The organism is Nocardiopsis sp. FR4, assembly GCF_009830945.1.
Taxonomy (GTDB): domain Bacteria; phylum Actinomycetota; class Actinomycetes; order Streptosporangiales; family Streptosporangiaceae; genus Nocardiopsis.
Genome location: NZ_VWVV01000026.1, coordinates 35680 through 49530 on the forward strand (window position 1 = coordinate 35680; position 13851 = coordinate 49530).

Here is a 13851-nt window from a genome sequence, read left to right on the forward strand (position 1 = left end):
GGTCACACCCTCTCGACGTGGGGGTGGCGGATGCGGGGGTCCCACCAGGCCAGCAGCAGGTCGGACAGCAGCGTTCCGATGACGGTCAGCGCGCCGAGGACGAGGATGACGCTCCCGGCCAGGTACATGTCCTGGTTGCGCAGGGCCTCGACCAGGAGCGGGCCGGTGGTCTCCAGGCTGAGCACGATGGAGACCAGGACCTCGCCGCCCACCAGGGTGGGCAGGATCCAGCCGATGGTGCTGATGAAGGGGCTGAGCGACATCCGCACGGGGTACTTGAGGATGACCCGCCACTCGGGAAGTCCCTTGGCGCGGGCGGTGGTGACGTAGGGCTTGCGCAGCTCGTCCAGGAGGTTGGCCCGCAGGACCCGGATGAGCGCCGCCGTACCCGCGGTGCCGATGATCAGGACCGGGATCCACAGGTTGGACACCACGTCCAGCACCTTGCCCAGGTTCCAGGCGGCGTCGGCGTACTCGCGCGAGACGATGCCGCCCACGCTCTGGCCGAAGTAGCGGTAGGACACCCAGGCGAAGATCAGCGCGAGCATGAAGTTCGGGGTGGCCAGGCCGACGAAGCCGACGACGGTCACGGCGTAGTCGCCCAGCGAGTACTGGCGCACCGCCGAGTACACCCCGAGGGGGAAGGCGATCAGCCAGCTCAGCAGGAGGGTGGACAGGGCCAGGACCAGGGTGAGGCCGATCCGGTCCCACATGAGGTCGGACACCTCGCGGTGGTACTGGAAGGACTGGCCGAAGTCGCCGTGCAGGACGATCCCCGAGATCCAGCGCCAGTACTGGACCAGCACGGGGTCGTTGAGCCCGTACCTCTCCTCCAGGGCGCGGATCTGGGCGCTGTCCACCCCCTGGCCCTGCGCGGACAGCTGGGCGATGTAGGCGGTCAGGAAGTTGCCCGGGGGCAGCTGGATGACCAGGAACGCCACGACCGAGATGGCGAACAGGGTCGGGACCATGTACAGCAGGCGGCGGATCACGTAGCGGCGCACGGTGTCCCCCTCCCCGGGGCCGCCGTGCGAAGGCCCCGCGCCCGGTCCGCGCGCTCCCGGCCCGTCGTCCGCTTCGCTGTCCGGCCCGGCCGCGTCCGGGGCGTCACCACCGGACGCCCCCGCCGTCCATGCGGGTGTGGAAGGGCGACTCCGGCCCCAGGTCGGCGGGGGTGACGGGCCGCCCCTCGAAGGCGGAGGCGTAGACCCCCGCGACCAGGCGCAGGGTCCGCAGCGCCTCGGCGGAGGTGACCGGCGGGGCGGTGCCCCCGCGCAGCGCGTCCAGCACCCGGGAGATCTGCGCGTGGTGGCCGCTGTCGGCCCCGTGCTCCCCGGCCTCCCACGCGGCGGTGAGCTCCTCCTCGCACCCCGGGGCCGGGGTGATCCGCCAGTCGGAGTCGCCGTAGCCGTAGAGGTGGACGAGTTCGACGGTGGCCCGCTCGTAGTCGATCCGGATCCGGCTCTCCTCCTGGGGGGAGACCAGGCTGTTGACCACGCTGGCCACCGCCCCGTTGGCGAAGGCCACGTGGGCCAGGGACACGTCCTCGGTCTCGACGTCGCGGGCCTGGCGCCGGGCCACCGCCGACACCTCCGTCCACTCGCCGAGCAGGAAGAGCAGCAGGTCCATCTGGTGGATGCCGTGCCCCATGGTCGGGCCGCCGCCCTCGGTCTCCCACCTGCCGCGCCAGGGCACGTCGAAGTACTCCTGGGGCCGGAACCAGGTGGTGTGGCAGGCGGCCACCAGGGGACGTCCCAGCACACCGGCGTCGGCCAGGGCCCGCACCCGGCGGGCGCCCGAGCCGAAGCGGTGCTGGAACACCGTGGCCAGCCACGGCCCGCGCGCGCCGCCCTCGGCCGCCGCCATCTTCTCCGCCTCGGCCAGGCTCAGCGCCGGCGGCTTCTCCACCAGCACCGACGCACCCGCTCCCAGGCAGGCCTCCACCTGGGAGCGGTGCAGGCCGGGCGGTGTGCACACGTGCACCAGTTCGGGGCGTTCGCGCTCCAGCATCACGGCCAGGTCGCCGTATCCGGCCGGGATGGCGAAGCGGGAGCGGAACGCGGCCAGGGTGTCGGGCTCGACGTCCACGGCGGCGACGATCTCGGCGCGCTCCTCCAGGGAGCGCAGGGCCGAGGCGTGGAAGCGGGCGATGTTGCCGGTGCCCACGAGCGCGACGCGGATCCGGTCCGCCGGGGCGGCGGCCTCCGGTGAGGGGGTGTTCATGAAGGTGCTCTCCTCTGACGGGGGGTGCGGGGGGCGGTGTGCGAGGGAGGAGCGCCCGGGCCGGACGGCCCGGGGGTCAGCCGTGGGCGGCCACCTCCCCCTGGTCGACGGGGTCGAGCTGGACGACGCAGTCCATGCGGCGGGTGTGGTCCACGGTGCGCTCGGGTCCGTCGAGCCGGACCGCGACGGTGTGCCGCACGTCCAGGCTGGAGGCGGACAGCAGCAGGTCCAGGTGGCCGGGGTCGACCACGCGCCGCCCGTCGGGGCCGGTGTAGGAGGACAGGTCGGCGTGGACGGTGAAGTCGACCGCCCGCGCCTCGCCGGGCTCCAGGTGCACCCGGGTGTAGCCGACGAGCCGCCTGCGCGGCCGCGCCACCCGGGCCACCGGGTCGTGCATGTAGAGCTGGACGACCTCGGTCCCGGCGACGGGGCCGGTGTTGCGGATGGTGCAGCCCACGGTGACCTCCCCGTCGGTGCCCAGCGCGGTGATCTCGCCGGGGAGCGCGGGGCTCCCGTCCACCCGCGGGTCCTCCCAGGCGAAGCGGGTGTAGGACAGGCCGTGCCCGAAGGGATGGCGGGGGGTGGGGTCCACCGAGCTGACCTCGCTGCGGTGCGCGAGGTCGGGGCCGAGGTAGGTGGTGGGCTGCCCGCCCGGACCGTTCGGCACGGACACCGGCAGGCGCCCGCTGGGGTTGACCCGGCCCGAGAGCACACCGGCCACGGCGGGCATGCCCTCCTCCCCGGGCAGGAAGGCCTGCACGAGGGCGGCGAGCCGGTCGGCGACCGGCCCGAGCGCGTAGGGGCGTCCGGACACCAGCACCGCGACCACGGGGGTCCCGGTCGCGACGAGGGCCTCCAGGAACTCCTGCTGGACCCCGGGCAGGCGCAGGTCCTCGGCGTCACAGCCCTCGCCGGAGGTCCCGCGGCCGAAGAGGTCGGAGCGGTCGCCGACCACGGCCACGCACACCCGGGCACGGGCGGCCGCGCTCACGGCCGCCTCGAAGCCGTCGGTGGAGTCGCCGTCCACTGAGCAGCCCTCGGCGTGCTCGATCCGCGTACCGGGCAGTTCGGCGCGCAGGGCCTCCAGCAGGGTGGGGATCTCCACGCCGACGGGGGTGTCGGGGTGGCGCCTGCCCACGTGTGCGGGGAAGGAGTAGCAGCCGAGCACGGCGTCCCCGGTGTCGGCGAGCGGCCCGACCAGGGCCAGGTCCCCGCCGTCGGCCAGGGGCAGGGCCTCCCGGGGGTTGGACAGCAGCACCACGGAGCGCTCGGCGAGTTCGCGGGCCAGGGCGCGGTGCTCGGCCGGGTCCAGGTCCACCGGCGCGTCGGGGTCCTCGGGGCCGGGGTCCCATCCGGCGTCGAGCAGGCCGAGCTCGCACTTTTGCAGCAGGACCCGCCGGGCGGCCAGGTCGACCGCCTCCTCGGGCACCTCGCCGGAGCGGACCAGGGCGGTGAGCCGGTCGCCGTAGCAGTGCACGGTGGGCAGCTCCACGTCCACGCCCGCGGTCAGGGCCAGGGCCCCGGCCCGGTCGGCGGAGTCGGCGACCCGGTGCAGGGTCTGCAGGAAGGTGACGCCGAAGTAGTCCGAGACCACCGTGCCCTCGAACCCCCACGTGTCGCGCAGCAGGCCGGTGAGCAGACCGGGGTCGGCGGCGGCGGGCAGCCCGTCGTTGTCGTTGTATGCCTGCATGACCGAGCCCGCGCGGCCGTCGCGCACCGCCATCTCGAAGGGCGGGAGCAGCACGTCGGCGATCTCGCGCGGTCCCGCCGAGACGGGGGCCAGGTTGCGTCCGGCCCGGGAGGCCGAGTACCCCACGAAGTGCTTGAGGGTGGCCACGATCCCGGTGGACTGCAGGCCGCGCACGTAGGCGGTGGCGACCGTCGCGACCAGGTGGGGGTCCTCGCCGATGGTCTCCTCGGTACGGCCCCAGCGGGCGTCACGGCTCACGTCCAGGACGGGGGCCAGCCCCTGGTGCACGCCGACCCGGCGCATGCTCGTTCCGATCTGCGCTGCCATGCGCTCGACCAGGTCGGGGTCGAAGCTGGCGCCCCAGGCCAGGGGCACCGGGTAGATGGTCGCGGACCAGGCGGCGAACCCGGCCAGGCACTCCTCGTGCGCCACGGCCGGGATGCCGAAGCGGTTGGCGCGCATGATCTCCCGCTGGCTGCGGGCCAGCGACGCGCGTCCGGCGGCGGGGTCCACCGGCACGGTTCCGAAGGGGCGCGTGAGCTGGCCGAGGCCGTGCTCGATGACCTTCTCCCAGGCCGGCGGTTCCTGGGTGAGGTCGTGCTGGTGCGGTGCGACCGCCTCGCCGGAGGCGTCCGCGCTCACCCACACACCGTGCAGCTGGGCGACCTTCTCCTCCAGGGTCATCGACCCCAGCAGTCTCTCGACGCGCGTCGCCGCGGGCAGGGACGGATCCCGCCAGCCGTCGGCGGGTGCCTCCTGAGCGGCGACGTGGTCCGAGGGTCCGGTCATGGGTGGGGTGCCTTTCTGTGCGTGGTGGGGATGCGCGGGGGGAGGGCGGCGCACGGGGGGTCGCGCGTACTCGACATTCGAAACTTTCGGTTTTTATATCGAAACTTACTGATCGAGAATGTACGTATTCTCCGTGTCCTGGTCAACCCCCCGGGGAGATATGTGTCACAAGCTGGCGGCAGCCTGCGCCGTTGTGGAATTCTCGCTGGTGGGAAAGAAAAAGGTTTCACGGGACGTTTCAGTGGGAAGCGCTTACCATCCGAAACTTTCGGTTCCACTGCTGGTCACGGGACGGCGGCGTGCTCCAGAGCCCGGGCGGACACTTGGGTCCCGGGGCCACAGGTGCGACACTTCGGGCGTGAGACTTCCCGAACGACTCCACGAGCTCGGGCGGCCCCTGGTCGCCGAACAGCTGGCGCACCCCACGGTCGCCGGCATCTCCCGCGGCGACCTCGACGAACGGGCCTTCCGCTACTGGCTGGAGCAGGACCACCTCTACCTGCTCGACTACGCGCGCGCCTTCTCCCGCCTGGCCTGGCAGGCACCCGACCACCACCTCGCCGACCTGGTGGGCATCGCGCACAGCACGCTCAACGAGGAACTCGAACTGCACCGCTCCCTGGCCGGGGAGTTCGGCGCCGACCTGGGCACCCGGGAGAAGGGGCCCGCGTGCGCCTCCTACACCGCGTGGCTGCTCGACGCCGCCGCCGACTACCGGGACGGCCTCGCCGCCGTCTACCCCTGCATGTGGGGCTACAACCAGCTCGGGCTGGCCCTGGCGGAGAACCGCCCCGAGGAGCCGCGCTACCGCCGCTGGGTCGACACCTACGCCGACCCCGAGTTCACCGCCCTCACCGAGCACTACGGGCGGATGCTGGAGGAGGCCGCCCCCGACCCCGGGCGCGCCGAGCGGTTCTTCCTGGAGGGCATGCGCCACGAGGTGGCCTTCTGGGACACCCCGTACACCGCGCCCGCCTCCTGAACCCTCCCCGCGCGCACGGCGGAGGGCGGGGGCCGGACCCGGCCCCCGCCCTCCGCCGGGGCGCACCGCTCAGGGGTTGAGCACCGTCTCCACGGTCTCGAAGCGGTCGATCTCGCATCCGTTGCGCTTGTTGAACTCGGTGTCGACCTCGGTTCCGCCCACGTGCCCGGTGACGTGGACGACCTCGGGGCCGCCGATCTGCATGGTGCACACCATGTCGGAGGTGTCGAGGACGAACGGCTCCGCGCCGACCTCCTCGATCTCGGCGCACGCCGCCTCCGGGGCGGGGTGGCTACCGCCCTCGGGGCCGCAGGTGAGGGTCCATACGCCCTCCTCGTAGCCTTCCTCGGGGGACAGGGCCTCGTCGTCGCTCAGTGAGCGCTCGATGGTCAGCTCCACGTCGGCGCCGTCGGCGGACTCCTCCTCGGAGCCCTCCCCGGTCGTTCCGGGGGGCGGAGCGGTCTGGTCGGACTGTTCGGACTCGGGGGCGGGCGCGTTCACCTCGGCGGGCTCGTTGCCGCAGGCCGTGATAAGCAGGCCAAGGGCTGCGAGAGCGGCGAGGCGGGACGGCAGGGCCGCCGCGAGGGTGTACTCAGCCATACGGTTTGGACGCGGAGGGTCTCCGCCCGGTTCCCCGGTTCCTCACATTCTTCGAAGCACGCAGACACAGGGGGTCACATGTTCGGCAACGGTGTTCCGGAGGCCAACGTCACCGAGGTGCCCGAGGGCGCCTACCTGCTCGACGTCCGCGAGGACGACGAGTGGAACGCGGGCCACGCGCCCGACGCCACGCACATCCCGCTCGGCGAGCTGGGCCAGCGCGCCGCCGAGGTGCCCCAGGACCAGCGGGTCTACGTCGTCTGCCGCGTGGGCGGGCGCTCCGCCCAGGCCGTCGCGGCGCTGAACCAGGCGGGCTGGGACGCGGTGAACGTCGCCGGCGGGATGCGGGCCTGGGAGCACGCGGGCCGCACGATGGCGGCGGAGTCCGGAGCCGAGCCCCGGGTGATCTGAGGGGTCCGCGGGTCTCCTCCGGCCGCCGATTCGGCGCCGATTGCGCAAAGACCTGCCTTCGGGGGCGCGCGGGTGGCACTATGACGTCGTGAGTTCCGAGCGCGCGCCCCTCAGCGCCGAAGCCGTGCTGGCCTCCTCAGCGGACGCGGTGGTGTGTATCGACAGCGAACTCCGAGTCACCCTCTGGAACCCGGCCGCCGAGAGGCTGTTCGGCTGGCGGGCGGAGGAGGTGCTCGGGGAGGAGCTGCCGATCGTCCCCGCCGACCTGAGGGCCGAGTCCGGCGCGGTGCTCGAACACGTGCGCTCCGGCACCCCGCTGTCCATCCACACCCGCCGCGTGCGCAAGGACGGCGGTGTCGTCGACGTGCGGGTCAACACCAGCCCGGTACCCGGCGCCGCCGGCGGAACCGCCGGGTGGGTGCTCAACCTCTATCCCTCCGACAGCGACACGCGGGCCCAGTCCTCGGCGATGGAACGGGCCAGGCTGGTGCGGCGGCTCACCGACGTGGTGGTCGACATCAACGCCGACCTGAGCCTGCGGATCGTCCTGGACCGCATCTCCCGCGGCATCACCGAGCTCACCGGCGCCGACGCGGGCGGCTTCGTGCTGCTCAAGGAGGACCGCGTGGAGCTGGTGAGCATCTCGGAGCTGTCGGAGCAACTCCGGGGCTTCAGCTCGGCGCTGGACGACAGCCTGTTCGGCGAGCTGTTGCGCAGCGGCAAGTCCGTGCTGCTGGCCAACGAGGACACCCGCGGCCTGCAGGACCTGGTCTGGGCCGACCTGCCCGGGCTGCACACCATCGCCCTGGGCGTGTCCAACGTGCACGGCCGCCCCTACGGCGCCCTCTACGCGCTCTACAGCCAGCGCAAGGTCGGCCACGTCGAGCTGGAACTCCTCGAACTGCTCGCCGCGCACGCCGGGGTGGCGATCGGCAACGCCCTGGCCTACGAGGAGCTCAACCGCCAGCGCGTCCACGAGCAGGCGGTGGCCGACTCCAGCGCCGACGGCATCGCGGTCCTGGACTTCGGCGGCCGGGTGCGCAAGTGGAACCGCTCGGCGGTCGAGCTCACCGGCTACCGGGCCGAGGTGGTGGAGGGGCGCCACCCGCCCTTCCCGCTGCCCGCCTGCCACGGCCAGCCCGTCAAGCACCAGCTCAAGGACGGCCGCTGGCTGGAGATCCTCATGGCTCAGATCCCGCGCACCCACGAGTGGGTGGTGGACTTCCGCGACATCACCGCGCAGAAGGCCATGGAGGACGAGCGCGAGGCCTTCCTGGCCACGAGCGGGCACGAGCTGCGCACCCCCATCACCGTGATCCACGGCTACGCCACCACGCTGATGCGCAAGTGGGAGCGGCTCACCCCGGAGGCGCAGTACAAGGCCGTCGGCACCATCGCCGAGCGCTCCTCGGCCCTGGCCACGCTGGTGGACCGGCTCCAGCTGGGCTCGGACGTGGCGCGCGGGGACCTGCGGGTCAGCCACGACCGCTTCGACCTGTCCGAGGTCCTGCGCCAGGCGGTCAGCGCCTTCCGACCCCTGTCCGACCGGCACGACGTCACCCTGGGAGCGCTGCCCCCGCTGCCGCCCACCGCGGGCGACCCGCTGGCCACGGGCATGATCATGGACCAGCTGCTGGACAACGCCCTGAAGTTCTCCCCCGGCGGCGGCCGCGTGCACGTGAGCGCGTACGCCGAGGAGGACGCCGTCGCCGTGGTGGTCGACGACGAGGGCGTGGGGCTCCGGGCGGGCGACGAGGAGCGCATCTTCGAACGCTTCGTGCAGGCCGGGGTGCGCGGTGACGACTCCGGTTTCGGCGGGTTGGGCCTGGGGCTGTACATCGTCCGCCAGCTGGCCCGGGACCAGGGCGGCGACGTCACCGCCCAGCGGCTGGAGCGCGGGGCGCGGATGCGCTTCACGGTGCCGCTCCACCGCGCGGACGACCCGCCCTCCGGGGACGGCCCGCCCTCCGGGGACGGCCCGCCCTCCGCGGAGAGACGGCCGTCGACCCCCGACGAGTCGCCTCACAAGCAACCTGAGTCCCAGGAGTCAACAAAAAACTCTTCAACACCAGAACCCCTGTCACGTCAGCGATCCCCGCGCCGACGTGCGAGTCGTACGCGGTGATTCATCTCGCGGTGGGTTTCCTCGCGAGTTGAACGGGGCATTTCCACCCCTGGTGGAATTCGCTGGCACACATCGGGCGGGTTCCGGACGGCCCGAGAAAGCACGATCGCGCAGGGATTCAACGTGTCAGGAGACCACACCCCACTCGACGCGGGGAACCGCCCGCACAAGGTCGAGCGGAACGTCACGCTCCCCTACACCCCCGCCAGCGTGACCGGTGCCCGGCGGCGGATGTGCCGCGACCTGCGCGCCATGGAGATCGGGGAGGACCGCGTCGACGACGCCGCCCTCATCCTCAGCGAACTCGTCAGCAACGCCCTTCGCCACGCCAGCCCCCTGCCCACCCCCGGCAACCCCGAGAACAGCGTCGGCGTGTCCTGGCGCGCCGAGGTGGACCGCGGGCCGCAGTGCGGCGGCTGGGTGGAGATCGCGGTGCGCGACGGGGGCTCCAGCACGATGCCCCGGGTGGCCCGCCCCTCCGTCTCCGGCCTGGGCGGCCGCGGCCTGGGCATCGTCCAGTCCCTGTCCGGCCGCTGGGGCACCGAGATGGACGCGACCACCACCACGGTGTGGGCGGTCCTGGAGATCCCCGCCGAGGAGTCCGTCCACGAGGCGGGCGACACGGCCCGGGGCCTGCCCGAGGGCCTGGGCGGCGGTTCCGGCGACGTCGTCGAACTGCGGCTGCGCGTCCGGGAGGGCGCCAGCGCTCGGACCGCCATGATCTGACCGCTCCGGGATTCCCCGCGGGCGCCGCGCGGCGCCGTCCGCGGGTGTACCGCCGATGTCGCGAAACACCGCCAACGAGGTGGCCCGCGGCCGGACCTGCCGCTACAGTCACGACTGTGGAGTTGAAGATATCAAGCCGATCTCAGGAAGACGTCGCGGTGGTAACCGTGGGCGGTGAGGTCGACCTGTACACGGCACCCCAGATGCGGGACGGTCTCCTCGGGGCCCTCGACGACGGGGCACGGCGGTTGCTCGTCGACATGTCGAGGGTGGAGTTCTGCGACTCGACCGGCATCAGCGTGCTGCTCTCCGCCATGAAGCGCGCCCGCGACAAGGGGGGCGACCTGGAACTCGTCGCGCCCCGGCCCGCGGTCACCAAGGTGCTGGAGGTGACCGGGCTGGACGAGGTGTTCGTCGTCCACGCCGACCCCGAAGCGCTGCCGGTGGTCGCCGGGACCGGCGGCACCCCGTAGAGCCCGTGTCCCGGGGTGAGGGCGGCGGCCCGGAGGAGACCGGCGTCGCCGTGGTGATCGCCGCCAAGGACGAGGCGCCGCGGGTCGGCAGGACCGTTCGGGCCGCCCGCGCCCTGCCCGGGGTGGACCTGGTCGTCGTGGTCGACGACGGCTCCACCGACCGCACCGCCGACGTCGCCCGCGAGGCCGGGGCCCGCGTGCTCCGGCACGCCCGCAACCGCGGCAAGGGGGCGGCCATGGAGACGGGCGCCGAGGGCGTCCGCCTCGCCGAGGCGAGTGACGGGAGCGCCGTCCGCCCGCCCCGGCACCTGCTGTTCCTGGACGCCGACCTGGAGGACACCGCCGCGGCGGCCGCCCCCCTCGTCGAGCCGGTCCTGCGCGGCAAGGCCGACATGACCATCGCGCTCTTCCCCGCCACCCGGATGCGCCTGGGCGGCCACGGGTTCGTGGTGAGCCTCTCCCGCGGCGGGGTCCGCAGGGCCACCGGGTGGGAGCCCGAACAGCCCCTCAGCGGACAGCGCTGCCTCACCCGGGCCGCCTTCGAGGCGGCACGCCCCCTGGCCGCGGGCTTCGGCGTGGAGACCGGGCTGACCATCGACGTGCTGCGCGCGGGCTTTCGCGTGCTGGAGGTGGAGGTGCCCCTGGAGCACCGGGCCACCGGCACCGACCTGCGCGCCCAGCTGCACCGGGCCCACCAGTTCGCCGACGTGGCGCGGGCGCTGGCGTTGCGCGAGCTGCGCCCCACCGCCCGGCGCCAGTGGGAGCGCACCCGGGCGCGTGCGCTCACCTCCGGACGGCAACTGGCGCGCAAAGTCGGGCACATGAGTCGGCGAAATCGCCCGAAGTAACCCCATGGGTGCTCTGAGTAGTTGTACGCTCGCCCTGTGTTCACGACGATCCTGGCTTTGACCGGAATGCTCTCGGGTCTGGGCGCGCTCGCCCTCGGCGGGTACGCGTTGTCCAGGACCCGGGTGGCCGACAACGACTCCCAGACGATCGCCCTGCGGGCGGCGGAGGCCGGCGCCTCGGGCGCGGACCCGCTCGCCGTGCGCGACGTCGCACTGCTCCACTACGACGCCCTGGAGGAGATGTCGGGCGCCCGCTCCTTCTCCCTGGCGCTGCTCAACAGCGAGGGCGACGGAGTGGTCGTCACCTCCATCAACGGGCGCACCGAGACGCGCACCTACGCCAAGCCCGTGGTGGGCGGCGAGTCCGACATCCTGCTCAGCCCCGAGGAGTACCGCGTGGTCCGCGCGGCCCGGCTGGGCGAGGGGGTGGGCGCCACCGTGACCGCGGGGAGTTCCCCGCTGCGCACCGTGCCGCGCCCCGGCGGGGCCCGCGCCGCCGCGGAGGCCGACGCCCCCGGGAGGGAGCGGGAGCCCCTGGCCACCGTGCCCCGGGGCGCGGGGGAGGAGGCGCGCGGCGACGCCGGGGAGGACGCCCCGAACCAGACGGCCCCGTAGGCTCCGGGCCCGGGCGGACCCGAACCGCCGCGCCCGTGCCCCGGGTCCGTATAGCCTGGCCGTATGCCCAAGCGCTACGCCTACCTCGGCCCCGAGGGCACCTTCACCGAAGCCGCCCTGCGGGATCTGCGCCCCGGGGCGGCCGACGAGGCCCGCGTCCCCTGCGAGGGGATCGCGGCGGTCTTCGACGCGGTCCGCTCCGGCGCGGCGGACGGCGGCGTCGTCCCCCTGGAGAACTCGGTCGAGGGCGGTGTCACCGCCACCATCGCCGAGCTGGTCAACGGCGCCCCGCTGCTCATCACCGGGGAGGCGGCCGTACCGGTGGAGTTCACCCTCTTCGCCCGGCCGGGGACGGTCCTGGAGGACGTCAAGCGGGTGGCCACCCACCCCCACGCCCTCGCCCAGTGCCGGGGCTGGCTCGCCCAGCACCTGCCCGAGGCCGACACGCACACCGTCTCCTCCACCGCCGCCGCCGCGCGCGCGGTGTCCGAACCCGGCTCGCCCTACGACGCCGCCGTCTGCGCGGTGATCGCCGGGGAGCGCTACGGCCTGCGCGCCCTGGCCTCCGGCATCGGCGACCGCTCCGACGCCGCCACCCGGTTCATCTACCTGTCCCGGCCCGGCGCACTGCCCGAGCCCACCGGCTCGGACCTGACCTCGCTGGTCGCCTTCATCGCCGACGACCACCCGGGCGCCCTGATCGGGGTGCTCAACCAGTTCGCCGTGCGCGGGGTCAACCTCACCCGCCTGGAGTCGCGCCCCACCGGTGACGGGCTGGGCAGCTACTGCTTCTGCATCGACGCCGAGGGGCACGTGGCGGACGCCCGCGTCGGCGAGGCGCTCATGGGCATCCGGCGGGTGTGCCGGGACGTGCGCTTCCTCGGCAGCTACCCCCGCGACGGGAGGGCCGCCGTGGCCGACCCGCCGCTGCGTCCCCGCCCCACCACCGACGCCGACTTCGCCGAGGCCGAGCTGTGGCTGGCCCGGGTGCGCTCCGGCCAGGTGGACTGAGCGGGCTCCGCCGCCTCCCGTCCACGCCGCGGTTGTGGAAAAGTTGTCGGCGCGTCCGGGACCGGGCGGTAACCTGCAAGACGTGATCGACCTTCGCGCTCTTCGAGAAGACCCCGAACGACTCCGTGCCTCGCAGCGGGCCCGCGGTGAGGACCCCTCCGCCGCCGACCGCCTGCTCGAACTCGACGCCAGCCGCCGCTCCGCGCTGTCCCGGTTCGAGACCCTGCGCGCCGAGCAGAAGAGCGTGGGCAAGTCCGTCTCCAAGGCCTCCCCGGAGGAGCGCGAGGAGCTGCTGACCCGGGCCAAGGCGCTGGCCGCCCAGGTCAAGGAGGCCGAGGCCGAGGCCGGGCGCCTGGGCGCCGAGCTGGACACGGCCCTGGCCGGGGTGCCCAACCTCGTGGAGGAGGGCGCGCCCGAGGGCGGCGTGGACGACTTCAAGGTCCTGGAGACCGTCGGCACCCCGCCCGCCTTCGACTTCACCCCGCGCGACCACCTGGAGCTGGGCGAGATGCTCGGCGCCATCGACACCGAGCGCGGCGCCAAGGTCTCCGGGGCCCGGTTCTACTTCCTCACCGGCGTGGGCGCCCAGCTGGAGCTGGCCCTGCTCAACATGGCGATGAACCAGGCCGTCCAGGCGGGCTTCACACCGATGATCCCGCCGGTGCTGGTCAAGCCCGAGACCATGGAGGGCACCGGGTTCCTCGGCGCGCACGCCGACGAGGTCTACCGCCTGCCCGCCGACGACCTCTACCTGGTCGGCACCTCCGAGGTCCCGCTGGCCGGGTACCACGCCGGGGAGATCCTGCCCGCCGACGCGCTTCCCCACCGCTACATCGGCTGGTCGCCGTGCTTCCGCCGGGAGGCGGGCTCCTACGGCAAGGACACCCGCGGCATCATCCGGGTGCACCAGTTCAACAAGGTGGAGATGTTCGTCTACACCCACCCCGACCAGGCGCACGAGGAGCACAAGCGGCTGCTCGCCTGGGAGCGGGAGATGCTGGACAAGCTGGAGCTGCCCTACCGGGTGGTGGACATCGCCGCCGGGGACCTGGGCACCAGCGCCGCCCGCAAGTACGACTGCGAGGCGTGGGTCCCCACCCAGGAGACCTACCGGGAGCTGACCTCCACCTCCAACTGCACCGAGTTCCAGGCGCGCCGCCTCAACGTGCGCTTCCGGGGGGAGGACGGCAAGCCCCGCTTCGCCGCCACGCTCAACGGCACCCTGGCCACCACCCGGTGGATCGTCGCGATCCTGGAGAACCACCAGCGCGAGGACGGCTCGGTGGTCGTCCCCGAGGCGCTGCGGCCCTACCTGGGCCGCGAGGTCCTGGAGCCGGTCACGGCCGCCAGGTAGCCCG

General features: G+C 73.5%; 13 protein-coding genes. 9 read left to right on the forward strand and 4 right to left on the reverse strand.

The window, feature by feature from the left end; genetic code table 11:
- Positions 1-2: 2 nt before the first annotated feature.
- The 3 genes from FYW95_RS20935 to FYW95_RS20945 form a co-directional block, all read right to left on the reverse strand.
- A complete protein-coding gene (locus FYW95_RS20935) occupies positions 3-1004 on the reverse strand; it encodes an ABC transporter permease (protein WP_160050676.1) in 1002 nt (333 codons plus the stop codon).
- A gap of 103 nt (positions 1005-1107) precedes the next feature.
- The gene (locus FYW95_RS20940) at positions 1108-2223 is read right to left on the reverse strand and encodes a Gfo/Idh/MocA family protein (protein ID WP_159944266.1); all 1116 of its coding nucleotides are present in this window, start codon (positions 2221-2223) and stop codon (positions 1108-1110) included.
- Positions 2224-2299: 76 nt separating this feature from the next.
- Positions 2300-4702, reverse strand: coding sequence for a beta-xylosidase/alpha-l-arabinosidase (locus FYW95_RS20945; RefSeq protein ID WP_159944267.1), 2403 nt, complete (start codon positions 4700-4702; stop codon positions 2300-2302).
- A gap of 358 nt (positions 4703-5060) precedes the next feature.
- On the opposite strand from FYW95_RS20945, the gene FYW95_RS20950 reads away from it, so the two are divergent.
- Entirely contained in the window at positions 5061-5684 is a 624-nt protein-coding gene (locus FYW95_RS20950) for a TenA family protein (protein WP_159944268.1), read from the forward strand.
- Between the two features lie 69 nt (positions 5685-5753).
- Here FYW95_RS20950 and FYW95_RS20955 read toward each other — a convergent pair whose 3' ends face one another.
- A complete protein-coding gene (locus tag FYW95_RS20955; protein WP_159944269.1) occupies positions 5754-6284 on the reverse strand; it encodes an SSI family serine proteinase inhibitor in 531 nt (176 codons plus the stop codon).
- 78 nt (positions 6285-6362) lie between these two features.
- On the opposite strand from FYW95_RS20955, the gene FYW95_RS20960 reads away from it, so the two are divergent.
- From FYW95_RS20960 to serS, 8 genes are all read left to right on the forward strand, one after another.
- Positions 6363-6695 (forward strand): rhodanese-like domain-containing protein, encoded by a 333-nt coding sequence (locus FYW95_RS20960; protein WP_159944270.1) that lies wholly within the window; start codon positions 6363-6365, stop codon positions 6693-6695.
- A gap of 88 nt (positions 6696-6783) precedes the next feature.
- Positions 6784-8820 carry a PAS domain S-box protein gene (locus FYW95_RS20965; protein ID WP_159944271.1) on the forward strand — a complete coding sequence of 679 codons (2037 nt, stop codon included), beginning with the start codon at positions 6784-6786 and terminating at the stop codon, positions 8818-8820.
- Between the two features lie 123 nt (positions 8821-8943).
- On the forward strand, positions 8944-9546 hold the full coding sequence (locus FYW95_RS20970; RefSeq protein WP_159944272.1) for an ATP-binding protein: 603 nt from the start codon (positions 8944-8946) through the stop codon (positions 9544-9546).
- A gap of 116 nt (positions 9547-9662) precedes the next feature.
- Positions 9663-10019: an STAS domain-containing protein gene (locus FYW95_RS20975; protein ID WP_201294964.1), complete on the forward strand. Its 357-nt coding sequence runs from the start codon at positions 9663-9665 to the stop codon at positions 10017-10019.
- A gap of 5 nt (positions 10020-10024) precedes the next feature.
- Entirely contained in the window at positions 10025-10867 is an 843-nt protein-coding gene (locus tag FYW95_RS20980; RefSeq protein ID WP_159944273.1) for a glycosyltransferase family 2 protein, read from the forward strand.
- A 36-nt stretch (positions 10868-10903) separates the two neighbouring features.
- Positions 10904-11482 carry a DUF4446 family protein gene (locus tag FYW95_RS20985; RefSeq protein ID WP_236567953.1) on the forward strand — a complete coding sequence of 193 codons (579 nt, stop codon included), beginning with the start codon at positions 10904-10906 and terminating at the stop codon, positions 11480-11482.
- Positions 11483-11545: 63 nt separating this feature from the next.
- Entirely contained in the window at positions 11546-12493 is a 948-nt protein-coding gene (gene pheA, locus FYW95_RS20990; protein ID WP_159944274.1) for a prephenate dehydratase, read from the forward strand.
- 82 nt (positions 12494-12575) lie between these two features.
- The gene (gene serS, locus FYW95_RS20995) at positions 12576-13847 is read left to right on the forward strand and encodes a serine--tRNA ligase (RefSeq protein ID WP_159944275.1); all 1272 of its coding nucleotides are present in this window, start codon (positions 12576-12578) and stop codon (positions 13845-13847) included.
- The last annotated feature ends 4 nt before the right edge of the window (positions 13848-13851 follow it).